Source organism: Pseudoalteromonas maricaloris (assembly GCF_024746855.1).
Taxonomy (GTDB): Bacteria; Pseudomonadota; Gammaproteobacteria; order Enterobacterales; family Alteromonadaceae; genus Pseudoalteromonas; species Pseudoalteromonas maricaloris.
In genome coordinates this window covers 764,958-790,019 of the sequence record NZ_CP024625.1, presented here as the reverse complement: position 1 = coordinate 790,019, position 25,062 = coordinate 764,958, and the positions used below count along the sequence as shown (strand labels likewise).

24 protein-coding genes are annotated in these 25,062 nt (G+C 44.8%); 5 read left to right on the top strand and 19 right to left on the bottom strand.

Annotation, left to right across the window (positions count from 1 at the left end; translation table 11 throughout):
- Positions 1-225: 225 nt before the first annotated feature.
- The 9 genes from hflC to CTT31_RS03150 form a co-directional block, all read right to left on the bottom strand.
- On the bottom strand, positions 226-1,104 hold the full coding sequence (gene hflC, locus CTT31_RS03190; RefSeq protein ID WP_039494419.1) for a protease modulator HflC: 879 nt from the start codon (positions 1,102-1,104) through the stop codon (positions 226-228).
- A gap of 5 nt (positions 1,105-1,109) precedes the next feature.
- The gene (hflK, locus tag CTT31_RS03185) at positions 1,110-2,285 is read right to left on the bottom strand and encodes an FtsH protease activity modulator HflK (protein ID WP_039494418.1); all 1,176 of its coding nucleotides are present in this window, start codon (positions 2,283-2,285) and stop codon (positions 1,110-1,112) included.
- A gap of 92 nt (positions 2,286-2,377) precedes the next feature.
- Positions 2,378-3,667 carry a ribosome rescue GTPase HflX gene (hflX, locus tag CTT31_RS03180; protein ID WP_010605651.1) on the bottom strand — a complete coding sequence of 430 codons (1,290 nt, stop codon included), beginning with the start codon at positions 3,665-3,667 and terminating at the stop codon, positions 2,378-2,380.
- A 24-nt stretch (positions 3,668-3,691) separates the two neighbouring features.
- Positions 3,692-3,955, bottom strand: a complete 264-nt coding sequence (gene hfq, locus CTT31_RS03175; protein ID WP_010377383.1) for an RNA chaperone Hfq — start codon at positions 3,953-3,955, stop codon at positions 3,692-3,694.
- A 76-nt stretch (positions 3,956-4,031) separates the two neighbouring features.
- Positions 4,032-4,922: a tRNA (adenosine(37)-N6)-dimethylallyltransferase MiaA gene (miaA, locus tag CTT31_RS03170; protein ID WP_226899384.1), complete on the bottom strand. Its 891-nt coding sequence runs from the start codon at positions 4,920-4,922 to the stop codon at positions 4,032-4,034.
- A gap of 106 nt (positions 4,923-5,028) precedes the next feature.
- Positions 5,029-6,894: a DNA mismatch repair endonuclease MutL gene (mutL, locus tag CTT31_RS03165; protein WP_249122499.1), complete on the bottom strand. Its 1,866-nt coding sequence runs from the start codon at positions 6,892-6,894 to the stop codon at positions 5,029-5,031.
- A 3-nt stretch (positions 6,895-6,897) separates the two neighbouring features.
- Positions 6,898-8,241 carry an N-acetylmuramoyl-L-alanine amidase gene (locus tag CTT31_RS03160; protein WP_260491971.1) on the bottom strand — a complete coding sequence of 448 codons (1,344 nt, stop codon included), beginning with the start codon at positions 8,239-8,241 and terminating at the stop codon, positions 6,898-6,900.
- Positions 8,234-8,707 carry a tRNA (adenosine(37)-N6)-threonylcarbamoyltransferase complex ATPase subunit type 1 TsaE gene (gene tsaE / locus CTT31_RS03155; RefSeq protein WP_010605655.1) on the bottom strand — a complete coding sequence of 158 codons (474 nt, stop codon included), beginning with the start codon at positions 8,705-8,707 and terminating at the stop codon, positions 8,234-8,236. The genes CTT31_RS03160 and tsaE overlap by 8 nt, the downstream gene beginning before the upstream one ends.
- Positions 8,704-10,188, bottom strand: a complete 1,485-nt coding sequence (locus CTT31_RS03150) for an NAD(P)H-hydrate dehydratase (RefSeq protein WP_260491970.1) — start codon at positions 10,186-10,188, stop codon at positions 8,704-8,706. The genes tsaE and CTT31_RS03150 overlap by 4 nt, the downstream gene beginning before the upstream one ends.
- An 11-nt stretch (positions 10,189-10,199) precedes the next feature.
- Here CTT31_RS03150 and queG point away from each other — a divergent pair, with 11 nt between their 5' ends.
- Positions 10,200-11,333: a tRNA epoxyqueuosine(34) reductase QueG gene (gene queG / locus CTT31_RS03145; RefSeq protein WP_260491969.1), complete on the top strand. Its 1,134-nt coding sequence runs from the start codon at positions 10,200-10,202 to the stop codon at positions 11,331-11,333.
- A 196-nt stretch (positions 11,334-11,529) separates the two neighbouring features.
- On the opposite strand, the gene CTT31_RS03140 is transcribed toward queG, so the two are convergent.
- From CTT31_RS03140 to CTT31_RS03130, 3 genes are all read right to left on the bottom strand, one after another.
- Positions 11,530-12,663 carry a response regulator gene (locus CTT31_RS03140; RefSeq protein WP_045988582.1) on the bottom strand — a complete coding sequence of 378 codons (1,134 nt, stop codon included), beginning with the start codon at positions 12,661-12,663 and terminating at the stop codon, positions 11,530-11,532.
- 157 nt (positions 12,664-12,820) lie between these two features.
- A complete protein-coding gene (locus tag CTT31_RS03135; protein WP_260491968.1) occupies positions 12,821-14,788 on the bottom strand; it encodes a hybrid sensor histidine kinase/response regulator in 1,968 nt (655 codons plus the stop codon).
- A gap of 151 nt (positions 14,789-14,939) precedes the next feature.
- Positions 14,940-15,428: a GNAT family N-acetyltransferase gene (locus tag CTT31_RS03130; protein WP_260491967.1), complete on the bottom strand. Its 489-nt coding sequence runs from the start codon at positions 15,426-15,428 to the stop codon at positions 14,940-14,942.
- Positions 15,429-15,495: 67 nt separating this feature from the next.
- Between CTT31_RS03130 and CTT31_RS03125 the strand changes: the two genes are divergently transcribed.
- The 4 genes from CTT31_RS03125 to CTT31_RS03110 all read left to right on the top strand — a co-directional run bounded on the left by CTT31_RS03125 (position 15,496) and on the right by CTT31_RS03110 (position 17,440).
- Complete coding sequence (locus CTT31_RS03125) at positions 15,496-16,047, top strand: glutathione peroxidase (RefSeq protein ID WP_026000907.1); 552 nt, start codon at positions 15,496-15,498, stop codon at positions 16,045-16,047.
- 64 nt (positions 16,048-16,111) lie between these two features.
- Entirely contained in the window at positions 16,112-16,393 is a 282-nt protein-coding gene (locus CTT31_RS03120) for a peptidylprolyl isomerase (RefSeq protein WP_010377362.1), read from the top strand.
- Positions 16,394-16,493: 100 nt separating this feature from the next.
- Positions 16,494-17,072: a glutathione S-transferase family protein gene (locus CTT31_RS03115; RefSeq protein WP_019647242.1), complete on the top strand. Its 579-nt coding sequence runs from the start codon at positions 16,494-16,496 to the stop codon at positions 17,070-17,072.
- 11 nt (positions 17,073-17,083) lie between these two features.
- Positions 17,084-17,440 (top strand): DUF2750 domain-containing protein, encoded by a 357-nt coding sequence (locus CTT31_RS03110; protein ID WP_010605663.1) that lies wholly within the window; start codon positions 17,084-17,086, stop codon positions 17,438-17,440.
- A gap of 43 nt (positions 17,441-17,483) precedes the next feature.
- On the opposite strand, the gene CTT31_RS03105 is transcribed toward CTT31_RS03110, so the two are convergent.
- The 7 genes from CTT31_RS03105 to CTT31_RS03075 all read right to left on the bottom strand — a co-directional run bounded on the left by CTT31_RS03105 (position 17,484) and on the right by CTT31_RS03075 (position 25,059).
- Positions 17,484-17,870 (bottom strand): VOC family protein, encoded by a 387-nt coding sequence (locus CTT31_RS03105; RefSeq protein WP_017217046.1) that lies wholly within the window; start codon positions 17,868-17,870, stop codon positions 17,484-17,486.
- 396 nt (positions 17,871-18,266) lie between these two features.
- Entirely contained in the window at positions 18,267-19,736 is a 1,470-nt protein-coding gene (gene der, locus CTT31_RS03100) for a ribosome biogenesis GTPase Der (protein WP_039494393.1), read from the bottom strand.
- 74 nt (positions 19,737-19,810) lie between these two features.
- On the bottom strand, positions 19,811-20,992 hold the full coding sequence (bamB, locus tag CTT31_RS03095) for an outer membrane protein assembly factor BamB (protein ID WP_069020892.1): 1,182 nt from the start codon (positions 20,990-20,992) through the stop codon (positions 19,811-19,813).
- Between the two features lie 9 nt (positions 20,993-21,001).
- The gene (locus CTT31_RS03090) at positions 21,002-21,619 is read right to left on the bottom strand and encodes a YfgM family protein (RefSeq protein ID WP_130126834.1); all 618 of its coding nucleotides are present in this window, start codon (positions 21,617-21,619) and stop codon (positions 21,002-21,004) included.
- Positions 21,620-21,628: 9 nt separating this feature from the next.
- Positions 21,629-22,906, bottom strand: coding sequence for a histidine--tRNA ligase (hisS, locus tag CTT31_RS03085; RefSeq protein WP_260491965.1), 1,278 nt, complete (start codon positions 22,904-22,906; stop codon positions 21,629-21,631).
- Between the two features lie 177 nt (positions 22,907-23,083).
- Positions 23,084-24,202 (bottom strand): flavodoxin-dependent (E)-4-hydroxy-3-methylbut-2-enyl-diphosphate synthase, encoded by a 1,119-nt coding sequence (gene ispG / locus CTT31_RS03080; RefSeq protein WP_017217050.1) that lies wholly within the window; start codon positions 24,200-24,202, stop codon positions 23,084-23,086.
- A 5-nt stretch (positions 24,203-24,207) separates the two neighbouring features.
- On the bottom strand, positions 24,208-25,059 hold the full coding sequence (locus tag CTT31_RS03075) for a RodZ domain-containing protein (RefSeq protein ID WP_260491964.1): 852 nt from the start codon (positions 25,057-25,059) through the stop codon (positions 24,208-24,210).
- Between the last annotated feature and the right edge of the window lie 3 nt (positions 25,060-25,062).

Here is a 25,062-nt window from a genome sequence, read left to right as displayed (position 1 = left end):
TTATTCGCGACATAAAGTCGCTGCTACGTGTGCTTTTTCGCGACATCAAGTCCGCTGCTACGGTGTGCTTTTTCGCGACATAAAGTCGCTGCTACGGTGTGTTTTTTGCGGCATGAAAGAGCGCGGCTACTCGTGGGATTTCATCGTCTAACGTTGTGGCCATATCGCGCCAATAAAAAACCCCGCTGGCTGGCGGGGTTTTACAATCATCTCAAAAGCATCATCTTATTGAGCTTTTGCATCCTTCATATAATCAAAGAACTTGCTATCCGGTGATAACACCATAACGTCATTCTTATCTTTAAAGGTATTTTTATATGCTTCAAGCGAACGAACAAACCCGAAAAACTCAGGGTCTTTATTATATGCTTTAGCGTAAATGTTTGCCGCCGTTGCATCACCTTGACCGCGAACCGCGCGAGCATTACGCTCGGCATCTGCAAGCATGACTGTCACTCGACGATCAACATCAGCGCGGATGGTCTCCGCCTTTTCCTGACCTTCTGAACGGTGCTCTTTTGCCACAGCTTGGCGCTCAGCACGCATACGTTGGTAGATTGAGCTGCTTACTTCGTTAGGTAAGTTAATCTGCTTAACACGGACATCCAGCACTTCAATCCCAAGCTCACTCGCGCTTTCCGACGCTTGAACTAACGCTTCTTCCATTAGCTCGCTACGTTCACCAGATACTATTTCTTTAATAGTACGCGAACCGAAGTTTGTTCTTAGACCGTTGTTCACCTTTTGCTTAAGTAGCGTTTCCGCATACTGCTTATCACCACGCGCACGTAGGTAATAAGCACTAAAATCATTCACGCGCCACTTCACGTAAGAATCCACGATTAGATCTTTCTTCTCACTGGTTACAAAGCGATCAGGTTGACCATCTAGGGTTTGGATCCGCGCATCTAATTTACGTACTTGGCTAAAGAAAGGCACTTTCAGGTGAAGACCAGGTTCATACACCAAAGCATCGCCATTCGCGTCTTTTTGTACCTTACTAAATAGCAGTACAATTGCTCTTTGACCTTCGTTTACTACAAAGATACCAGAAAACGACATGATCACGGCAGTGACTAATAGAAGTAGACTAAAATTCTTCATATTGATTATCTCCCGTTACCAAATCTGTCGCGATTAAATCTATCGCCGCCTGAATTGACAGAACTATTTTGCTGTTGAGTACCTTCAATCGTTCTACGAAGCTGCTCAATATCACTCTGATTTGGTAAACGTACTGGTGACGAAGCGTTGTTATGGGATTGCATAATCTTATCAAGTGGTAGATACAGCATGTTATTACCACCTTCAACATCAACCAATACTTTTGAGCTACGGCCCAAAATCTGCTCCATTGCATCAATATATAAACGTTTACGCGTTACTTCTTTTGCTGCTTGGTACTCAGGAAGTAACTTTTCAAAGCGCTCTACTTCACCTCGAGATTCAAGGATAATACGTTCGCGATAAGCTTCTGCTTCTTGCGTCATACGAGTCACTTGACCACGCGCACGCGGTTCAATTTCCCTCGCATAAGCTTCTGCTTCACGAATGAAACGCTCTTCATCTTCTTGTGCAGCAATCGCATCATCAAATGCGTCTTTTACTTCTGCTGGTGGACGAGAATCTTTAAAGTTAACGTCCGTAACAATCAAACCAAGGTTGTATGGTTCGATAATACTGTTTAGCTCTTCCCAAGTGCGTTGGCGAACCACTTCACGACCCGTAGTTAACACTTGGTCCATGCGAGCATGACCCACAACATAACGCAGAGCACTGTCTAGCGCTTGTTGTAAGCTGTGGTCAGCATCGGTCACACTGAAACGATAAAGTGTTGGATCAACAACACGATATTGCACTTCAAACTCAACGCTTACTACGTTTTCGTCTTCCGTAAGCATAAAGCCTGAAGCCGACAATGAACGTACCGCTTCAATATCTACAGGAATAACACGCTCGATGAACGTGGCTTTCCAGCGCAGACCCGGCTCAGCAATACGGTCAAATTTACCAAATTGCAACACGATACCGCGCTCAGCTTCTTTTACCGTGTAAATACCACTTAGTGCCCATACGATGGCTGCGATAATAAGTATAAAGACGAAACCAGCACCGCCTAATCCGCCATTACCACCTTTCCCCGGCTTACCGCCGAAAATACCGCCGAATTTATTACCAAATTTACGGAATACTTCATCTAGATCAGGTGGGCCTTGATCCCGCCCCCCGCGGTTTTTCCACGGATCGTTATCATTGCCATTATTACCCGGTTCGTTCCAGGCCATAGCTATACTCCATTGTTATTTAAATGAATTAGGTTAAATCTAACAAAATTCGAGCGACTCTCATATAAAAATACGCTCGAAATTGACGATTTTTAACTACCAACGACCAAATCATTGAGATTTCGCCCGAATTCCTTATTGAGCTTTTCCCATTCGATTTTTGGCATTCTTACCGAAACAAGCCAGTTGCCTTGCTCGTCGTAGCCTTTTTCATCCACGGCATTGAGCTCAAATAGCGCACCTCGTAAACGCCCAAGCGCAGGAGGGACAGCAAGCTCAGCTGTGAAAACGGTTTTTGCCAACAACTCTTTAACGGCGTCGAATAACAACGAAATCCCTTCTCCAGAGTGGGCACTTAACCACACTCTGATCGGTTTTCCTTCATCGTCCCTATCTATTCTAGGCGCAACTTCGTCCATTAGATCAATTTTGTTGTAGACTAAAAGTTGAGGAATGTCATTGGCTTCAATTTCCTCTAGAACCAATTGTACCTGTTCTATGTTTTCTTTTCTTCTCGGATCTGCAACATCGATGACATGAAGCTGTAAATCTGCCTCACGAGTCTCTGTTAAAGTCGCCTTAAATGCTGCTACCAAGTCATGAGGTAAATGACGAATAAAACCTACTGTATCTGCTAAGATAACGGGGCCAACATCATCGATTTCTATTTTTCTTAGCGTAGGATCAAGCGTTGCGAACAATTGGTCCGCAGCATATACATCCGCATCCGTAATTTTGTTAAACAGCGTCGATTTACCCGCATTGGTGTAGCCTACCAGAGAAACGGTTGGGATCTCGTTACGACTGCGCGCTCGACGCCCTTGCTCACGCACAACGGCTACCTTGTCTAATCGTTTACGAATACTCTTAATTCGCTCTCTTAGTAACCGTCTATCGGTTTCTAATTGGGTTTCACCAGGACCACGTAAGCCGATCCCCCCTTTTTGCCTTTCTAAGTGCGTCCATCCTCGAATTAAGCGCGTAGAGATATGCCTTAGCTGAGCAAGCTCAACCTGCAATTTACCTTCGTGGGTACGGGCTCTTTGCGCGAAAATATCTAAGATCAGCGTTGTCCTATCTAACACTCGGCACTTACAAACGCGTTCTAAATTGCGCTCTTGTGAGGGACTGAGTTGGTGGTTAAATATGATGACATCTGCGTTGTGGATGTTGACAATCTCGGCAATTTCTTCAGCTTTACCCGTTCCGACAAACAACTTTGCATGTGGTGCTTGACGGCTGCCTTGCACAACCGCCACACTACTAACACCAGCAGAAGAAACTAGCATTTCCAATTCACGTAGATCTTCGCGATCTCCTTCGTGAGGAAATTCTATATGAACCAAGACTGCCTGTTCGCCGGCTTCATAACGGTCAAACAAGCATTAAGCTCCTACTAATAAGAATTAATAATTACCTTCTTCACCTTGGTCGCCCGCTTCACTTCCGGTTGCATTTTGGAAGTTAACCGCACGAGCTGGAACCACAGTGGAGATGGCGTGTTTGTAAACCATTTGGTTTACTGTGTTTTCAAGCAAAATCACAAATTGGTCAAATGACTGGATCTTGCCCTGTAATTTAATGCCATTCACTAAAAAAATTGAGACAGGAATGCGCTCACGACGCAAGACATTCAAAAATGGGTCTTGTAAAGATTGGCCTTTTGCCATTTTCTTATCCTTCGTTTTAGGTGTTATTATGTCAGGTCGTTGATTTAATCAGAACACGCTGATTTAACAACTACTATTAGCTTAGCGAAGTTAGAACACGTTGCAAGTTTTCTTGACTATCGGTGTCAAGCCAAGTCACATCTTGCCACCCCCTCAGCCAAGTTAATTGCCGCTTCGCCAGTTGTCTGGTCGCTGCGACGCCTTTGAAAACCATTTCGTTATAATCGCACTCGCCAGCTAAATACTCCCACATTTGCCGATATCCGACACAGCGAATAGAAGGCAAATCAGGGTGTAAATCTTTACGTTGATATAAGGCCAAAACTTCATTTTTAAAGCCTTCATCCAACATTATTTTAAATCTTTTCTCTATACGTTCATGCAAAACTTTTCGGTCATTTGGCGCAATCGCAAATTGATGAAACTGATATGGCAATGCATCCTGTTTGCTTTGCTGCAATTGAGTCATCGTTTTACCACTAATGCGATAAACTTCCAAAGCGCGGTTGATGCGTTGCGAATCGTTTTCACTGATTTTAGCCGCGGCTTCTGGGTCAATCTCTTTTAACTGTTGATGCAGCGCAGGCCAACCCTTTTGTTCGGCTTCGCGCTCCAATACCGCTCTGATTTCAGCATCAGCCTCTGGTAATGGCGACAGGCCTTCAATCAAGCCTTTAAAGTACATCATTGTGCCGCCGACTAAAATTGGCACCTTGCCACGCTGATGAAAATCATCAATTAGTTTAATAGCATCGGCACGAAACTCAGCAACCGAATAGCTTTGTGCAGGATCAATAATATCAATTAGGTGATGTGGTGCCTGTGCTTGCTCTTGTGCGCTCGGCTTTGCCGTACCGATATCCATCCCTTTGTACACTAACGCCGAGTCTACACTGATGATTTCGGTATTTAACGCTTGGCATAACTCTATGGCCAATGCGGTTTTGCCCGCTGCTGTCGGTCCCATTAGGGTAATGACAGGTAACTTGTTCACATCTAACCTACTAATAAACTGCACTAATCTCGTATTATAGCTGATAGTACATGGTAATTAATACCTACTTAGGCACGAATTACTGCGAACTTAAAAAACTGACCAACTTCTGGGCATCAATTGTAACCGCACTTTTATGAATACGAGCCAAACATGAGGCTTTTGAAAGTAATTTTTCTTTAACTAAATCAAAATGCTGGCTATCGAAATAGCTACTGGGTGTTGAGACTTCTAGCCACTGTAACCAATCTTGGAGTTCAGCATCTGAGCTTGGTTCCATCATTTGCTTAGAAATTTCACCAACATCTATGCTATAGAGCGACACAGGCAATTTTTTAACTAAAATATGGCCATCAAAGATTTCAATCGCAAACCCTAAAATTGCCAACCAAGTTTCACGCTGCTGCAATGCTTCCAGTGCGGCTTTATCTAACTTGATGCGCACGGGTAACAGCAGCGCTTTGCCTTGCAATGTGCCATCTTGCTCAATTTGCATTTGCCAATATGGCAACAGCCCTTGCCTACAATCACCAAACAACAACTGATTGTCTTGCTCAAGCATGACTTTGCCTTGCGGCAACAGCATCCAGCTAGATTTACTGGCGGATATCGGGACGCTACTTACTTCAATTGACGGTAATTCAGCTTCTTCAATTTGATCGAAGTGCTGCATCTGTTGATGTGATAGTCCTTGATAGAGCTGGTTTACATTCACCTGCTTTTTGCCACCACCTGTTGCACCGCCATAGTTACTTCGACCGCCACCTGAGGCTGCTCTTGAAGCCTCAGTGCGTTCGCCGAAGGTACTTGGAGCCGAATAGGCCTGTGCTTGCGTTTCGGGCTGTAAGGTTGAACGGTAACTTTGATGATAGGTTTCATCTACCTGTTCTTGGGGCGTAAATAATGGCGATGCGATATCAGGTGCTTGAGTCTCGGTCTCGCTTGCACAAGGTAAATCAATTTGCTCCGTCGCGACCTGCTTTATTGCTTGTACGATAAAGTCGTGAACCAAGCGCGCTTGATGGAAGCGAACTTCGTGTTTCGCGGGATGGACATTAACGTCAACTTGTCTCGGATCTAATTCAAGATATATGACAAAACCGGGAAGCTCTTCATGCCCGATTGATTCATCAAATGCTTGGCGAATCGCATGCAAGATGAGCTTATCTCGCATCATACGACCATTTACGTAGGTATATTGTGTGCCGTTGTTCACCCCCGCAGGTAACACCCAACCGAATAATCTTAGTCCCTCATGACCTGAGTCGATAAAGCTTGCTTGCTGTAAGAATGCTTTACCACCAACTTGCGCAACTCGCTCAACACCTTTTTCAATAGTGCGAGGGCGATATTGGCGAACCACCTTTTGGTTATGAGTGAGCGTGATGGCAACATCAAAACGACTCAATGCAATGCGCTTAACCAGCTCATCGATATGGCTAAACTCGGTTTTTTCGGTGCGTAAAAATTTCCTGCGCGCTGGCGTGTTGAAAAACAGATCTTTGACTTCAATGGTGGTACCGTCTGGGTGCGCGGTTGGCTGAACCTGCACAGCCATATCTCGCCCTTCGGCGAAAGCTTGCCAAGCAGTTTCTTGCGCTTGGGGCTTAGAGCTCAAAGTCAGTCGCGATACTGAACTAATGGATGCCAGTGCCTCGCCCCGAAAACCAAGCGAAGCAATACACTCCAGGTCATCTAAACTTTTCAGTTTACTCGTCGCGTGGCGAGACAGTGCCAACATCAGCTCGTCTTTAACAATACCGATACCGTTATCACGGATCCGAATAAGCTTGTGTCCTCCACGCTCAATATCTATTTGAATGCGCGTCGCACCAGCATCAATACTGTTTTCCACCAGCTCTTTCACAACGGACGCTGGCCGCTCCACCACCTCACCGGCAGCGATTTGGTTGGCCAACCGAGCTGGAAGTATTTCTATCGTCATCATTTACGCTTTTGGAATAGTTAAGACTTGCCCAATAAACAAGGTATTGTTTTTCAGGTTATTTGCTTTTTTCAATTCACTGACCGTAATGCCATAACGGCTAGCCAGCACACTCAATGACTCGCCACTTTTTACTTTATGCGTCACCGGCTTATTGGATTGCATACGCGCAAAGAGCGAATTATCCGGTGGATTTTTTTCATAATAGCCCTTTATCGAACTAAAAATAGCCCGAGCTAAACGCTCTTGGTAATGCGGAGACATTAATAGTTTTTCTTCTTTAGGGTTTGAAATAAACCCGGTTTCTACCAGGATCGAAGGTATATCTGGTGATTTTAGTACCCCAAAGTTTGCAGCTTGCGGTCTGCTTTTGTGCATTTTTGCCACTTTTTTCAGCTCTTTGACGACTTCTTCTGCGACCTGAAACCCGGTTTTCATCGAATGTTCCATCGACATATCAAGTAACGCTTTGGCTAAATATTTTTCGTTGGCCGTATCTTTAATTAAATCGGCAGCCCCTCCCAATAACTGTGAGTGTTTTTCTTTGTCTTCTAGCCACTTACCTATTTCAGAATTTGCTCTGCGCAGTGATAACACCCAGACCGACGCACCGCGTGGTTGAGGACTGGTGAAGGCATCTGCGTGAATAGACACAAAAAAATCCGCTTTTCTTTCGCGCGCTCTTGCGGTTCTCGTATTCAACTTGAGGTAATAATCGCCAGTACGAATAAGCTTTGCGCTCATCCCTGGCTGGCTATCGACTAAGCGTGCTAAACGCTTCGCAATTTGAATGGTTACGAGCTTTTCATAAGTACCTGAAGGTCCAATAGAACCCGGATCTTCACCGCCATGACCAGCATCGATGGCGATGACAATATCTCTGTCTTGCGCCAGTGTTTTTCGTGGTGTGGCAGTTTTTGTATCGTCATAAGCGCTCATCTGCTTACCATACAAATCAACGACTAAGCGGTTTTTATACGGACCGGTTGGTGCCAACGCAAAGATTTTTGGCGTAGCGCTGCGACTTAGCTCCACAACAATCCGTGCAGAATTGCTATTTTTTGGTTTGCTGTGGCGCACTTTGTTTACAACGCGATGTTCGTCAGGAACACTCGGAAAGTCTTTTTGTTGCTTGGTGTTTTCAAGGTCGATCACCAAGCGCAGTGGATTTTTCAGCACAAAATAGCTGTAATCCGGCTTATCGCTCATATCAAAAACAATACGAGTGCTTTCTGGGGAGGGCCAAACACGCACACTTTCAATGGCGTTTTGGGCAAAGCTATGCATGCTCGCTAAGAGCATGCAGATAAAAATGAAAATATAACTAATAGTCGGCTGATTACGCATAATCTTGTAATTGTTTTAATAGTGCCTCGCCGCGGCTAGACTTGGCCTCAAGTGTAATTTGACGGCCATCACCAGCATACTGCATTGTGACGTCTATATCTGGGTTTGGAATAAAGCCTTCACCTTTTTCAGGCCACTCAACAACACAGATAGCATTACTTGCAAAGTAATCCCGGATCCCCATGTATTCGAGTTCTTCAGGCGAACCTAATCGATATAAATCAAAATGATATATTGAGACATCATCCAGTTCATAAGGTTCAACTAAGGTATAAGTTGGACTTTTTACCTTACCTGAATGACCAAGGCTTTGCACGATCCCGCGAGTGAGCGTGGTTTTACCTGCGCCTAAATCACCGTGTAAAAAGAGTACCGCACCTTGACGAATAACATTGGCAATTTTATTACCCATGGCAACTGTTGCTGGCTCATCAGCCAAATCGAATTTCATATGACCTGTCGTCACCCTAAAATACCTCGAATATGTTCGAATAAATCCCCGGCCAACATACCTTTTTCGCCATCATGGGCGGCCTGCTCGGCAGCTAAACCATGAATATACACGGCTAGGTTTGTTGCAGCAAATGCTTCCATCCCTTGGGCAATTAAACCGCCTATGATACCAGATAAAACATCGCCCATCCCAGCACTCGCCATTCCTGCGCAGCCTGAACGATTAATATTTATCCGCTCACCTTCAGATATCAAACTTCCCGGCCCTTTCAATACCGTAACGGCGCCATATTCATGGCTAATTTTTTTAGCCACCGCGAAGCGGTCATGTTCATTTAGCGGTGTCCCTAAGTGGTTCAATAACCGTCTAGCTTCACCTAGGTGAGGCGTTAACACCCAGTTTGATTTTTGCCTTGGTGCATGCGCTAAACAATTGAGCCCATCAGCATCCATAACCATTGGCAATTCAGTTGCCATCGCACAGTTAAAAAGTGATTTTGCCCAAACGTCTTGACCAAGCCCGGGACCAAGCACTATCACACTGGCTTTTTTTATCAGTGGCGATAACTCATTCGCACTCTCAACACCGTGCACCATTAATTCAAAACGTCCCTGTATGACGCTCGTGATGTTATCAGGATGAGTCGCGACCGATACAAGGCCTGCTCCTGCTCGCAGAGCGGCTTCGGCTGCCAATCGAATTGCCCCAGCCATGCCACGATTACCGCCAATAAGTAGCACATGACCATGGGCATTTTTATAGCTATCTAGTGCTCGCTGCGGCCTTGCTGCCATTAACGTTTCATGATTTAAGTAATTAGATGTTGGCGTTACTAGGGTTTTGAATGCTTCACCTACATCCAAGTCGGCTAACAATAACGTTCCCACAAAACGCTTTGCTGAGCCGCTAAGTAAGCCCTGTTTTAACGCGATAAAGGTGATGGTCTCGGTAGCTAAAAATGCACTGCCCGCAACTTCTCCTGTTGTGGCATTTATACCGCTCGGTACATCAAGTGCCAACCTAGTAATCGGCAGTTTATTTATTTTGTCAAAACAAAGGCAAATATGGTCAGGCAGCTCACCTCTAAAACCGGTGCCGAACACACCATCAACCACAACCGTAAACTGACTTAACTCTACCTCGTTCAACGAAAAAACCAATGCGCCTTGATATTGAGAAAATGCCTGCTGCGCATCGCTCGTTAAGCTTTCAGGTGCAAATAACGCGAATACAGTGACGGAAAACCCGGCCTGCTGACATAATTGAGCAACGACAAAACCGTCTCCCGCGTTATTGCCTTTACCTGTGATAATTAAGATATGGCTGGATTTAGGCTGGCTGTTTTCAATAAAGCGAAATGCAGCAGTCCCAGCTCGTTGCATTAAGGTACTTAGATCTGTGCCTGATAACTTTGCGGCTTTTTCTTCATATTGCTGCACTTGTTGGGCTGAATAAGCAAATTGTGGTAAATTGTCCGTGTATTCATTAGCCATTATTTCTTCCCGTGACGACCGATAATATCAATTATAGTGAACTTGCAGCACAAATTAAGCAATGGGGCCAAGAACTTGGCTTTGCAGAAGTCGGTATAACCGACATTGATTTACGCGAGCATGAAGCGCAACTTCAGCGCTGGTTAGACGCAGGCTATCATGGTGAAATGGCTTACATGGCTGCGCATGGAATGAAGCGTGCCCGCCCCGCTGAACTGGCTCCTGGCACGCAACGCATTATTTCGGTGAAAATGAACTACCTGCCACCCGATGCCAGCTTTGCCAGAGCGCTTGGTAATAAAACCACAGCCTACATCTCTCGTTATGCATTAGGTCGAGACTATCATAAGGTAATGCGCAACAAGCTAAAGCAGCTCGGACAAAAGATTGAGCAAGAAGTCGGCACGCTAGGGTTTCGTCCTTTTGTCGACTCAGCCCCTGTACTAGAGCGACAAATTGCAGAAAAGGCGGGACTTGGCTGGCGTGGAAAGAACAGTTTAGTGATTAATAAGCAGGCGGGCTCTTGGTTTTTCTTGGGTGAGCTGTTTGTTGATATTCCTCTTCCCATTGATAAACCAAACCAAGAAGAAGGTTGCGGCCGTTGTACCGCCTGCCTAACTTTATGCCCCACCGGCGCCATCATAGAACCTTATGTCGTCGATGCGAGACGCTGCATTTCTTATCTCACTATAGAGCTTCAAGGCGCTATTCCAGAGGAATTTAGGGCAAAAATGGGCAATCGGATATATGGTTGTGATGATTGCCAGTTAGTCTGCCCATGGAATCGTTATGGTCAAATAACGGAAGAAGCCGACTTTTTGCCGCGAACTCAACTTAAAGATCAGCAATTATTAACCTTATTTGCTTGGGATGAAGCAACATTTTTGAAAAACACCGAAGGTAGCCCCATTCGCCGGATTGGACATGAACGTTGGCTACGAAACTTAGCCGTTGGCCTTGGCAATGCACAATACGATGAAGCTATCATTATAGCTCTTGAGGAAAAGCGTCAAAGTGCCACTCCCCTTGTTATTGAGCATATCGACTGGGCGTTGGAGCAACAAAGACAAAAGTCAGACCAACATGAACGCAAAAAAGCAAGGTTGATCCGCATTATTGAAAAGGGCTTGCCACGAGACGCTTAGCGGATTTGTCGCGCTGAAGCACGACCTACAGTCAAATGAGTTGAGAGAATCACGATGAAAATTTGTGCTAAAAAAGCCGTACTAAAGTACTACCTGCACAAAATGGTTCGAAGGAATCACGATAAAAAAGCTGTGCTATAAAAGCTAAAGAAGTCGCGCTAAAGCGCGACCTACGGCGGTATTGGAAGTAGGATTGCTATTCTGAGCGTCGCGAGAGTAGTTTTAAGTCTTCTTCAATATCATGGAAAGCAGTTTTCACCTCTCGCACACTTTCTTCCCTTGCGACTGAGCTTTGGATCGCTTTATCGACGTTTTGATAGATAAACATCTCCTGATCTTCGTCTAGACCCATTGTCGGAATGCGCTCTTCAAATAACTCTTGTAATGAGCGGAACACTTTTTCATTTTCTTGACGATTTTTATCAAGCAGCGACACCATACTGTTAAACTTACCTTGCACCATTTTTATCGCTTCTTCTAGGTCCTCGTGTTGCTGTACCAGCTTGCGTTTAGTGGAAATAGCAATTAACTGTTGCTCCGTTACACTGGCAATAAAGCAAATATGATCCCGCAATCTACCGTGTTTATCTGGATCGTCTCCCGGCATATTGAGGATCAAAATACTCAAAAATGGATAGTTAACCAATATGCGGTTAGTAAATTCATGTAATCGCCCTTTGGTGTGTAAGATTTCAAATAATTCAATGACGATAGGTGAGCAAATCCCCGTAGTGGCAAAGTGATGTTTTTGTCCCTCAAGCCGAACCTCAACATTACAATTAAGTCCCAATCCCTTTAAGCACTGACATAAAGCTTCCGCCAGTCGCGGGATTGTTTCTATCTCTCCGATTTGCTCGATGTAGGTAACGATTTGCCCCATTTCACTGCTATTAGCCATGGCGCTAAATGCTGTGGAGGTTGCATCTTCAATTTGCTGAGCCAGAATATCTTTTTCTAGTAGCATTTGATTCAAGTGCGTGAGCTTGGCTTTTAACTCACCTTGGCCAAACGGCTTAACAATATAATCTTCAGCACCCACTGAGTAGCCTTCCATGCGCTCTTCAACAGAGCCCCTTGCCGACACAAACATAACGATAATATGCTGTGTGTTTGGATTGGCTTTAATCGCCTTACATACCTCATAACCGCTCATTTTTGGCATGCTCACATCAAGTAAAATTACTTGAGGGTCAAAGTCTTCGACTACAGCTAGACATTCATGACCGCTTTCAACGGTTTTTAACTCAAAGTCTAAGTCTTCTAAAATCTCTTCAATGATTTCTAGATTAAATGGTTCGTCGTCAACTGCTAAGATTCTGCGTAAAGCCATAAATGAATATCCTTCGTCGGTTCACAATGGGAAAGGCACTGTGGGGAAAATACGGTAACTTAAGACCAGTGCTTCAACAGCTCCCAATCAGATTGTAGTAGTACAAGCTCTATTATTATTTATAGACGCTTACTCAACGCCTTTCCAATTACAACCATTACACCGCATTACTCTCAAGATGCTCTGTTAACGGCAGACTCACATTGATACATGCACCACCCTCGGGATTATTCTCGGCGTAAATCTGCCCTTTATGTAGTAAAATAAATTCCTTACAAATAGCAAGACCTAAACCCGTACCGCCGGCACCACTGTCTGTTTTACTGCTTTGCACAAACTTGGCAAAAATCTGTTCCAATTCGTCATCCGGAATACCAACCCCTTGATCGGCAATCTTGATATGAATATCTTGATCTTTACAGCTTAACAGTACACTCACCTCACTACCTTCAGGGCTAAACTTGAGCGCATTGCCCAATAGGTTTCTGATCACTTGATTCATTTGCTCCGGATCGCAAAAGGTCATCACGCCTTGAGCTGGCTTTTCAAAACGGATTTTTATCTTTTTCTCAAGCGCAGTGCCCGATACATCTTCAATACCGCTTTGGATCACATTAACTAGGTTGTGAAAGCTTGGATTAAATGGAAAGCGACCTGCGTCTAACTTTGATAAATCAAGCAGATTGTTAAGTAGTACCAGTAGACGCTCACCACTGGTTTCGATACGAGATAAATACTTTTTGAGCTTGTCTGCCGGTACTTCAGGAGCCGTTAGCTTATCTAAACCGAAACGTGCAAAACTTAATATAGAGTGCATTGGTGTGCGCAACTCATGGGACATATTGGCCAGAAATTCAGATTTAGATAGGTTGGCCGCTTCCGCCGTTTCTTTGGCTTTTTGTAACTGTGCCGTTCGAGCTTGCACTTCAAACTCTAGTAACTCTTTGGTTTCTTCTAGCACTTCTTGTTGCTCTTTAAGCTTTGAGACATTTTTAAAAATGACCGCAAATGCCATATCGCCGTGATGATCGATTTCGTTAAACGTTCCCATTAAAGGAATACTGCGTTCACCCGCTTTTGGCAGACTCAGCTCACAGTTAAAGTGCTTTAACATACCAACATGTTTCATCAAATCACGTAATTGCGACACCGATATTTCATCAAATAGCTCAAAAATAGAGAGTGGCTGTAGCTCTTCTTCCGTTAGTTCAAACAATTCGCAACACGCGTCATTTGCTTCAATAATATGGCCTTGACGGTTGAACAGCATAATCGGATCCGGGGTATGTTTATAAATCACGCGCAGCAGACTGTCGCGTTCAATCAAGGCATCGACCGTATCCTGTAGGCGCTCAACTAACTCTTGGTTATGGCGTCTTAAGAGCTCTGTTTGCCATAATTTATGCAGGCTTTGTAATAAATCACTCTCATCAAACGGTTTAATCAAAATGTCCTCAACCCCTTGACGCACAGCTTCTAACATATCCACTTGATTAACCCGAGAAGTCATCAATAAGCAGCGGCAATTGTGGTGCACTTGACGAACTTTATTAAACACATCTAAGCCAGTGTCTTTTTCTAGATTAAAGTCACAAATAAGGAGATCAACAGGATGTCGCTCGGCAACTTGCATCGCTTCATCAAGCGTCGTCGCGGTCGTCACCGCAAGCTGTGCTCCGCGTAGGCCGTTAGCTAAGGTCTCTAGGCGAGGCGTATGATGGTCAACCAGCAACACTTTGGGCAGCACTAAGGTATTAGTAGAACCAATTTCCAGTAGGCGCTCAAGTAAGCCAGTAATATCTTTATTGGCAAAGAAGGGGTAGATCACAATGCCATTTGGCAAGGCACGATTGATTTCACTGAAAGATTTTAAGTGCTCGGCATTATCGGGTTTAGGTGCCAGCAACACTAACTTATCATGATTCCTCAGTTGATATAACGCTTGGAGCTTACTGGCGGGTACCCCATGAGCAATAACAACAACATCAAACTTATCAAAATCGAGATTTGCTTCTAGACTCCGGTAATGCACATGCTCTACCTCACCACCGAGTAACTCAAATAATACCTTTACTCGCATCGCTTGCACACTGCTGCTGTCAATAATCAGCACTCGATTCGCCATAACCAGATCCTTTACCGATAATTCTGAGATCCAGTTTAGTAGAAGAATCACAAGACGCTAAAAAATAGCACTATTTTGATATGTTTGACGCCACGGTAAAATTCACGCTGCGAAACAAAATTCAAACAGCAAAGATCAACAGCTTATAAAGCTATGCGAGAGACTTGCCCAAAATCGTCAAGCTATAGTGATTACCATCCATGACCGCGACGTTGGGTAATTCTCCCCACTTTTTATAACCGTGTTTTTCAAACAAGCGGATACTGGGGTGATTATGAGAAAAAATAAAGCCAAGTAACGTTGTAATAAACAGGGTCGGCGCTTGCTGCTCTGCAAAATCCATGAGTTTACTACCTAACCCTTGGCCTTGTGCCGCTTTTGCAAGATAGATACTCACCTCAGCCGTACCATCGTAGGCAGGACGTCCATAAAAGCTGCTAAAGCTTATCCATGCAATCACCTCATCCGCCTGCTCTACCACATAAATTGGACGATTTTGCGTATGTGCGGCGAACCAACTTTGCTTTTGTGCTACGCTTACGGGCTCCGTATCCGCTGTGACTTGGCGGCTCGGTATCGTTTCGTTGTAAATGGCAACAATGGCACAAAGGTCATGCGGTTTAGCGAGTCTAATATTCATGAAAGCTGATCAAGGTAACGAATTTTTTCGTATCATAAGAGATAACATAAATAAAAGGAAAGCACTGATGATAAAAAGTCTTTCGATTCTGAGCTTAGCGCTCGGTTTCCTAATCTCGAGTAACGCGTATGCAAAGACATCCAGCTGTGATGATTTTACCAATGTTGAGCTGCGAAAACTGCGTTCTGATGACTCACTTAATCTATGTGAATTTAAAGACAAACCGCTTCTCATCGTAAATACAGCCAGTAACTGTGGGTTTACAGGTCAGTTTGAAGGGCTTGAGCAACTACATCAAAAATATCAAGATAAAGGCCTTGTTGTACTTGGTTTTCCCTCAGATGACTTTTTCCAAGAAGAAGACGACGAAAAGGAAACTGCAAAAGTATGCTTTATCAACTACGGTGTAACCTTCAATATGTTTGCGACATCGGAGGTTCGAGGCTCGGATGCCAACCCCATTTTCCAACATTTAAACGAAGTAACAAGTTCTCCAAATTGGAATTTTTACAAATACTTAGTGTCAGCCGACCGGAAGACAATCAAGCGCTTTAACAGCCGTACTAAGCCTATGTCTGACGAACTCACTAGCGAGATTGAAAAACTCTTGCCTAGATAAGCTGATTTTTTAACGTACCTAGATTAGAATAAAGTATGAATAATAAATAATCATCGGAGAAATTATGGCAATCGCTAGTGCAAGACACATCCTAGTAGATAGTGAAGCGCAATGCATGGAGCTCAAAGAACGCATTGCAGCAGGGGAAGATTTCGCAGAAATCGCAAAGCAGTACTCCAATTGCCCGTCGGGCCAAGATGGTGGTGCGCTAGGTGAGTTCGGACCAGGCATGATGGTGCCTGAATTCGATAAAGTGGTTTTTTCGGCCCCAATCAATCAAGTACAAGGGCCAGTGCAAACGCAGTTTGGTTTTCACTTGCTTGAGGTAACCAGTCGTAGCGATTAATTCGCTTGCGAAAAGTTAATCACTTCGCCATCATTCCTTAATACCAACTCGCTACATTTACTGAATGAGCGAAAAGATACTTAGTTGAAGGAATGATGGCATGAAACTTATCGGTTCGAACACCAGTCCATACGCCCGTCGAATTAGAATGTGGGCCGCGGCTAAACAGCTCCCAATGAGCTACCAGCATATAGATATATTTTCTGAAGCAGGCCATGACGAACTTATTCGCCATAATCCTGCCCGTAAGATCCCATTTTTAATAGACGATGCACAACTTATTTGTGATTCCAACCTGATTGTTCGCTACCTCCGTGAAAAACACCAACTTCCATTTCCCAGTTGGGATCAAGAAAATTGGCTGATCCTTATCAATGCCTGTAATGATTCTTTGGTGGAACTGTTACTTAGTAAGCGTTCTGGTTTTGATATTGAACAAGATAAACTATTTTTTAATCTACAGCGGGAACGAATTGGCCATACCCTGCATTACCTCAATGAAGAGTGTGTGACAGAAGAGTTTTTACACTGTGATTATCTCCAAATCAGTTTATACTGCCTTATTGATTGGGTTCTATTTAGAGAGCTCGTCGACCTGAGCGATTACACCAACCTAATGGCATTTCATGGCCGTTGGCAAAGCCAAGCAATCGCCCAGCAAACTGATCCACGAAATTGAGAACACCTATGATGAATGAAGAAGAAATTGGCTCAGAAGTCAGTGAGTTTATTGAGCAAGTAAAAAATACTGAAAGCGTTTGGGCACTTAGCTCTGATGACGGCGGTATGGTTGTGGTTGACTCAAACCAGTTTGACGAGACAGATGTGTTATTGCTTTGGGATAGTGAAGAAAAAGCGCAAGCTCAATGTCGCGACGAGTGGAGTGAATTCTCGCCGATGAGTATTGATGTTGAAAGTTTTCTTGACGAATGGGTACTCGACCTAAAAGAAGATGATGCACTCGTTGGTCTAAACTGGAATGACGACAACGTTTGTGTTGAAATCGAGCCCGTTGGTCTTGCGAGACTACTTGTCGATATCGAATAAAAGCTCACCTCATCCAAGTGGCGCTCATCCTTTGTGAGTGCCGCTATTCACCCGGCTTTGACACCAAAGCAACTAAAGTCCCTTCAATGGCTCTTACATAAGCTTGTGTTACTCTGCCCTTTTGGTTTGGTGGGCTTAATGGCTCAGCCCCAGCGGCGACCGCTTTATCATAGCATTCAGGGACATTTTCACAGCTGATGGTAATTTCAAACCCAAGTGCAGGCTGTTTAGGATGGCAACGAATATAGTCTTGCCTAAACTGTGATTGAGCTAACGGGTGGCTGGCAAAGGCGAGTTTCACTTCACCTGTGTCTAACTCACCATAATCCCCTTCATCGGTCATATCAAAAGTGCTCAAGCCAAATGCTTGATAGTAAAAATCCAGCACTTCCTCAACACTTTCTACATAAATCACCGTTTTGGCAAACACCTAAACCCCACTATCAATAAAACCTAATGTAACTTAACCTGAGTTTTGGGTAAGAAATGAGCTAACTCTTTATTTTTCAAGCTTGTCTAAACCATATACTTGTCTAGCCAGAGAGTTTTAGGGATAACTAGGCGGATTTACGCACCAATAGCTGGCTATTGGAAGTAAATCCAACAAAGTTAGCGCTGAAACTAACTGCTAGAAAGGCATTAATTATCCGAAGCTCAGGTTATATAACTTAAGCACAAATGTTGGGCAAGGTAAAACAAAGCGAGAGAGTTCAGGGTTAAAGTTAAATATAGTCGGATGTGGAAAAGGAGTTGGTTGGATAGGGAACTTATGTTTAGCTCGACACACTCACCAGATAGTATCGAGCTACAATTCCCGCAAAAAGCCTTACGACTTATTGCGGTTTTCTTTTGCGAATGCGCGAAGCTTACGCTTTTGCGATAGCGTCATTTTGTTTGAACGACCAGCGTAAGGGTTGTCCCCTTCGCGGAATTCAATCTTAATCGGTGTACCCATTACGTTAAGCGCTTTACGATAGTAGTTCATCAAATAGCGCTTATAGCTATCAGGCAGTTCATGTACCATATTGCCGTGGATAACAATACGCGGCGGGTTGTAACCACCTGCGTGTGCGTACTTAAGCTTCACACGGCGTCCACGAACTAGTGGTGGCTGGTGATCCGCCTGAGCCATATCCATAATACGACGTAACATTGCAGTGCTTACTCGCTTAGTCGCTGATTCATAAGCTTCGTCAATCGACTCAAACAAGTGACCAACACCTGTACCATGTAATGCGCTAATAAAGTGCAGACGAGCAAAATCAACAAAGCCCAGTCGTCTGTCTAGCTCAGTTTTAATGCGCTCTTTGACGTAGTCATCAAGACCATCCCATTTGTTTACCGCAATAACCAACGAGCGACCCGCATTTAGTGCAAAACCAAGTAGACTCAAGTCTTGATCTGAGATCCCCTCGCGCGCGTCTACAACGAGCAATACCACGTTGGCATCTTCAATCGCTTGCAGTGTTTTGATAACCGAGAATTTCTCTACGACATCGCTGACTTTCTTACGTTTACGCACGCCGGCGGTGTCGATTAACACGTACTCTTTATCATTGCGCGTCATCGGAATGTATATTGAATCGCGTGTTGTGCCCGGCATATCGTAAACGATAACGCGGTCTTCACCTAAAATACGGTTAGTTAGTGTTGACTTACCCACATTTGGACGACCGATAATCGCGAGTTTAACAGGCTTGTCTTCAAAACCTGTTTTGCCGTCTTCGGCTTCTTCACCTTCAAGGTAAAGCTCGGCAATATCTTCATCGTCATGCTCAAGCTCTTCATCTTGAGCCGTAAGCTCAGCGATAACCGGTTGTAGCGTCAACTCTAATAATTGAGTAACACCACGACCATGCGCGGCGGCGATCTGTTGAACATCACCAAGCGCTAGCTGGTAAAATTCAGCACAGTTGGAGTCAGCATCAATGCCATCCGTTTTATTAGCGACAACAAAGCAATTCTTCTGTTGTTTACGAAGGTGCTGCGCGATAGCTTGATCAGCAACCGTCATTCCTGCGCGCGCATCCACCAAAAATAGCACAATATCCGCTTCTTCAATTGCAAGCAGCGACTGCTCGGCCATTTCAGTTTCAATGCCTTCTTCAGAGCCATCGATACCACCCGTGTCTACCACAATAAACTCGTAGCCTTCATAGTTTGCTTGGCCGTATTTACGGTCGCGAGTCAGACCCGGAAAGTCAGCAACTAACGCGTCACGAGTACGTGTTAAACGATTAAACAGTGTGGATTTACCCACATTAGGTCGCCCAACCAGAGCGATCACAGGAAGCATAGACTACCTCTTTTAAAAACAACAAAAGGCTTCGCAAAAGCGAAGCCCCATAAAATATCTAAAAATTCAGAAAGTTACTGCGGAATTTGAACTGCGCTAAGTTCACCATCACGCGTGTAAACAAATACTTTGCCATCGACCACAATCGGTTCGACAAAAAAACCTGAACTATCAAACTCGGTGCGCGATACCAACTCACCAGAACTCTTATCCAGCCAGTGTAAGTTACCTTCCTGATCGCCAACCACTACGTAGTTGCCAGCAACCGTAGGAGCGGTTAGATACCAACCGCGCAGAGCTGGTTGTGTCCACCGTTCAATACCTGAGTTTTTGTCTAGTGCGTACAGTACGCCATCGCTATCAACCAAATAAATTACGTCAAGATCGAGTGTGAGATCTCGGTAACTACTGTACTCACGATCCCACACTACATTGCCGCTGCGCACATCAATGGCGACTAGTTTACCATTATAGGCGATAGAATACACATATGCGCCGCTTACAACGGGTTTTGTATCAACATCCACCAAACGTTCAAACTCAGAAGCCCCTTTTGCAATTGCAACATCCGAGCTCCAAGCGGTAAAACCGTTTTCAGCGATAAGTGCTGTTAACTTACCACTTTCTTCGCCAACCAATACGCCACCATTCGCGCTGGTTGGTGAGCTTAAACCACGTAATGTCAGCGCAGGGACTTCTTGCTCATAGTGCCAACGCTCTTCACCTGTATCTGGGTGCAGCGCAACCAGCTTGCCTGAACCTAAGTTAACGTAAAGAAGACCGTCACCTGCAGCTGGCGCTGACAGCGCTTCACCTGGTACCGACTTACGCCAAACTATTTCGCCGGTTTCACGGTCCAGCGCAAAAACCTGTCCGTGCTCAGAGCCAACATATAGTTTGCCATAAGCTTGTGTGATCCCACCTGACAGCTTCGCACTGTCATTGTCTTCCCATGGCCAAAAGTTCTTATTCTCACGAACATCAACTCGCCACTTTTCTTTACCTGTTTCAGTATCAAACGCTGTCACTATACCTTCACGGGCAGCTGCAAAAACAGTGCTCTGGTAGCTTACAGGAGATAAACGCGAAAAGTAGTGCTCAACCCCGTCACCAATCCCTTCTTGCCACACAACAGTGGCGTCGAATTGATTGTTGATCTCAGGGAGTTTTAACTCTTCTTCATCATCACTTGAAGAACAACCAGCGGTGAGTGCTGCAACACATAAAGCCAATGAGGCCATCGTTAACTTCTTCATGGCAACTCCTTAAACCGTTGTCTTTTGTGCAAGATCATCCAGTTTAATTTGCAGCATAGGGTTGCTATTGCCTTCCGCCGCTTCTAATGCCGATTGATAAGCACTACGTGCTTTATCTTTATCGCCTTGAGCAAGGTAAATATCACCTTGGATCTCAGCAAGCTGCGCCTTAAACGCTTCAGGCATAGGCTTAGCTAGTGTTGCAAGTGCTTGTTCGTATTGAGACTGAGACGCTTGTACACGTGCAAGTCTTAACAAAGCCGTTGCTTTTAGCTCAGCGTTGGCAACATTATCAGCCGCCCAAGTTAGCTTCTGTGCAGCTAGCTTAAGATCGTCTTTGTCGATTGCCTCTTTAGCAGCAACGAAAGCCGCTAACACGGCGTAGTTAGAATCTGCATTTGCAGCAACAAAGGCGTCGCTTTTTGCTAGTACATCGTCACTTTCAACAACCTGAGTGAATGCTTCTGATGCTGCTTCTGCGCTATCGATCTGGCTTTGGTTATACGCTTTCCAGCCATACAGACCACCTAAACCAAGCACGGCACCGACTACTATCGTTGTACCATTTTCACGGAAAAATCGTTTTATTGCTTCTGCTTGTTGTTCTTCTGTTGAATAAATTTCCATTCTAACCTCTTAGCTTACCAGCTCTGCTAACAGCGTTTTTACTTCTGCAAGTGGTAAGGTGATTTGTTCTTTCTGTTCACGCAGATACTTCACTGTCACTTTGCCTTCAGCGAGTTCATCTTCGCCTAGCACGAGCGCAATAACAGCATCGCTTTTATCTGCACGTTTAAATTGTTTCTTAAAGTTGCCACCGCCACAATGAACCATCACGCGAAGGCCAGCAATATCATCTCGTAATTGCTGTGCAACTACTGGAGCTTGAATCGCCGCTTTGTCACCCATCGCAACGACATATACATCAGCATTACGACGAATATCACCCACACATTCCAGCGTTTGTAGCATCAACACTAAACGTTCGATCCCCATAGCAAAACCAACGGCTGGCGTTGCTTTGCCGCCAAGCTGCTCTACCAAGCCGTCGTAGCGGCCGCCAGCACATACTGTGCCTTGAGAACCTAAGCTTGTTGTCACCCACTCAAATACGGTGCGGTTGTAGTAATCTAGGCCACGTACCAGTTTTTCATTAACTTGGTATTCGACGCCAGCTGCGTCTAAACGTTCACACAAATTAGCAAAATGTTCGCGTGATTCTTCATCTAAGTGTTCAGAAAGCTTAGGTGCATCAACCAGTACAGCTTGCACTTCTGGGTTTTTGCTATCTAACACGCGCAGTGGATTGCTGTACATACGGCGCAGACTGTCTTCGTCAAGCGCTTCTTTGTGTTGCTCCAGATATGCAATCAGAGCATCGCGATATTCAGCACGCGCTTCATTTGACCCCAAAGAATTGAGTTCAAGCTTTACATGATCTTGAATGCCAAATTGCTGCCATAGACGCGCCGTCATTAGGATCACTTCGGCATCAATATCTGGTGTTGCCATACCAAAGGTTTCAACACCAAATTGATGGAATTGACGGTAACGGCCTTTTTGCGGTCTTTCGTGGCGGAACATCGGCCCCATGTACCAAAGGCGCTGTTCTTGGTTATATAGCAAACCATTTTGATTTCCCGCTCGTACGCACACAGCAGTACCTTCCGGGCGTAGCGTTAAGCTATCGCCATTACGGTCATCAAAGGTATACATCTCTTTTTCAACGATATCGGTCACTTCACCGATAGAGCGTTTAAATAGATCGGTCGACTCAACGATTGGAAAACGGATCTCTTGATAGCCAAAAGCCGCTACTGTCTCTCTTAATACCGATTCTACTTTCTGCCAGACTTGCGTGTCACCTGGCAGACAATCATTCATTCCACGGATTGCCTGAAGTTGTTTAGTCACTGAAAACCCTAACTTAAATTTGTCACCAATCGATTTACTGCTGCTTGAACCTTTGACTAAATACGCTCAAACAGCCTCATCGCATTGGTTTTATTTCTTTAATGCCATTTATCGTCGTGCAGTTTAGCACGCCGTGAGAAAGCGCGAAATTCGCTTATCTTAACGATTACACAGGTGTCAGTCGATGATTTTTACATCGATTTTTTCTTCGCTTTCTTTTTTCTCTACATATTCTCGGATCTGAGACTCTAATTGAGCGACGATATCGTCATTATCAATCCGTGTTTTTTGGCGTTCGCCATTGATATAAAGGCCTGAACGGCGATTTGCGCCAGCAAGACCTAAGTCACTGACAAGTGCTTCACCAGGACCATTGACCACGCAGCCAATCACAGACACCGAAATTGGCGTGACGATATCTTCTAACCGCTCTTCCAGCTGATTCATTGTATTCACTACATCAAACTCTTGGCGAGAGCAACTTGGGCAAGCAATAAAATTAATGCCGCGCGAACGAATTCGCAGTGACTTTAGAATATCAAAACCCACTTTGATTTCTTGCACCGGATCAGCCGCAAGTGAAACACGTAATGTATCACCAATCCCTTCAGCAAGTAACATCCCTAGACCAACTGCCGATTTAACTGAACCGGCTCTAAAACCACCAGCTTCGGTGATCCCAAGATGCAGAGGTTGGTCGATTTCTTTTGCCAATAAACGATAAGCGCCAACGGCTAAGAACACATCGGAAGCTTTTACCGAGACTTTAAACTGATCAAAGTTATGGCGCTGGAGAATTTCGACATGTCGCATCGCAGACTCAAGTAAGGCTTCAGGTGTTGGTTCACCATACTTTTCTTGCAAATCGCGCTCTAGTGAGCCGCCATTCACACCAATACGAATTGGGATATTGTGCTCACCCGCCGCGTCAATCACTGCACGAATACGGTCTTCACTGCCAATATTACCTGGGTTTATCCGCAAACAATCGGCACCGTACTTAGCCACTTGTAATGCAATACGATAATCGAAGTGAATATCCGTAACGAGTGGAATATCTACTTGCTCTTTAATGCTTTTGAATGCTTCAGCTGCATCCATTGTCGGCACAGAAACACGGACAATATCCGCTCCGGCGTCTTGGATAGCTTTAATTTGCGCCACCGTCGCATCAACATCTAGAGTATTGGTGTTTGTCATAGACTGTACTGCTATCGGTGCGCCATCACCAATAGGCACATTACCGACATAGATCCGTGTTGATTTTCTACGCTTTATAGGTGGTTCTGAAAACATGCTGACTACTCTGTTAACGGTAAATTGAATTTAGCTAGACGGTTTTTAGTAAACGCAGGCAATGACACTGGTTTACCGTCAAGCGTGACCTCTACGGCCTGATGCTTGCCGAGTATAACAGAAAAAGGGGCCTTACCTTCAACTGTCATAGTATATCCCGCTTTTTTAACACCAAACGCGACACGCTCTTGTGTTGCGTCAAACATTTCAACCCAACTTTCTTCGTTGAAATGTATGACCACCGTGCTCAATGCAGAGTCTCGTTTTGCCGCTTGCGGTTTCGTTTCAACTGGCACTGAAACCTCCGCTTCACTCTCCTGTGGCTCGCTTTGCGGGGTTGTGTCATTGTTTTGCTCAGTAGGTAATGCTAACTCATCAACCTTTGGCGTTGTGGCATTTTCAACTGGCGTCTCAAGCTGAGTGACCGGCGTTTCAGGCACCACTTCTTGTTCTGAGCTACTGGTCTGCCAAAACCAAAATGCCGACGACCCCAGTACGATAGCCAGCACAATGTAGCTCACCATCATTAGGCGGTTATCGTGGGCTTCTTTATGAGTGCGGCGAGAAAAGCTTTGCATTCGCTTTTTCTGTGGCGGCAACTCCGGAGATTGATATCGAGCCAGTACTTCCGTCGGATTCAACCCCAGTAACGCGGCGTAATTTTTAATATAGCCACGCACAAAGGTTTCAGGCCCTAGATCTTGATAATCATCCTGCTCGAGCTTGGTAAGTTGGGCATGAGTCATCTTTAAGCGCGATTCAATTTCAGCAAAGCTGATCCCGGCATTTTGTCTTGCCGTTGCTAAAGTTTGCCCGAGTGAAGGCTGCTCTTGTTCAGGTGCTTCCTGCTCTTTCATTGT

Bases quoted from the DNA above. Each gene is read 5' to 3' on its own strand.
- CTT31_RS03120 (WP_010377362.1), top strand. From the start codon at position 16,112: ATGGCAATCGCTAGTGCAAGACACATCCTAGTAGATAGTGAAGCGCAA.
- ispG (WP_017217050.1), bottom strand. From the start codon at position 24,202: ATGTTTTCAGAACCACCTATAAAGCGTAGAAAATCAACACGGATCTAT.
- mutL (WP_249122499.1), bottom strand. From the start codon at position 6,894: ATGACGATAGAAATACTTCCAGCTCGGTTGGCCAACCAAATCGCTGCC.
- hflK (WP_039494418.1), bottom strand. From the start codon at position 2,285: ATGGCCTGGAACGAACCGGGTAATAATGGCAATGATAACGATCCGTGG.
- CTT31_RS03125 (WP_026000907.1), top strand. From the start codon at position 15,496: ATGATAAAAAGTCTTTCGATTCTGAGCTTAGCGCTCGGTTTCCTAATC.
- der (WP_039494393.1), bottom strand. From the start codon at position 19,736: ATGCTTCCTGTGATCGCTCTGGTTGGGCGACCTAATGTGGGTAAATCC.
- hflC (WP_039494419.1), bottom strand. From the start codon at position 1,104: ATGAAGAATTTTAGTCTACTTCTATTAGTCACTGCCGTGATCATGTCG.
- CTT31_RS03115 (WP_019647242.1), top strand. From the start codon at position 16,494: ATGAAACTTATCGGTTCGAACACCAGTCCATACGCCCGTCGAATTAGA.
- CTT31_RS03135 (WP_260491968.1), bottom strand. From the start codon at position 14,788: ATGGCGAATCGAGTGCTGATTATTGACAGCAGCAGTGTGCAAGCGATG.
- CTT31_RS03160 (WP_260491971.1), bottom strand. From the start codon at position 8,241: ATGCGTAATCAGCCGACTATTAGTTATATTTTCATTTTTATCTGCATG.
- CTT31_RS03110 (WP_010605663.1), top strand. From the start codon at position 17,084: ATGAATGAAGAAGAAATTGGCTCAGAAGTCAGTGAGTTTATTGAGCAA.
- CTT31_RS03090 (WP_130126834.1), bottom strand. From the start codon at position 21,619: ATGGAAATTTATTCAACAGAAGAACAACAAGCAGAAGCAATAAAACGA.
- CTT31_RS03130 (WP_260491967.1), bottom strand. From the start codon at position 15,428: ATGAATATTAGACTCGCTAAACCGCATGACCTTTGTGCCATTGTTGCC.
- hfq (WP_010377383.1), bottom strand. From the start codon at position 3,955: ATGGCAAAAGGCCAATCTTTACAAGACCCATTTTTGAATGTCTTGCGT.
- bamB (WP_069020892.1), bottom strand. From the start codon at position 20,992: ATGAAGAAGTTAACGATGGCCTCATTGGCTTTATGTGTTGCAGCACTC.
- CTT31_RS03075 (WP_260491964.1), bottom strand. From the start codon at position 25,059: ATGAAAGAGCAGGAAGCACCTGAACAAGAGCAGCCTTCACTCGGGCAA.
- CTT31_RS03140 (WP_045988582.1), bottom strand. From the start codon at position 12,663: ATGGCTTTACGCAGAATCTTAGCAGTTGACGACGAACCATTTAATCTA.
- CTT31_RS03150 (WP_260491970.1), bottom strand. From the start codon at position 10,188: ATGGCTAATGAATACACGGACAATTTACCACAATTTGCTTATTCAGCC.
- miaA (WP_226899384.1), bottom strand. From the start codon at position 4,922: ATGGGACCGACAGCAGCGGGCAAAACCGCATTGGCCATAGAGTTATGC.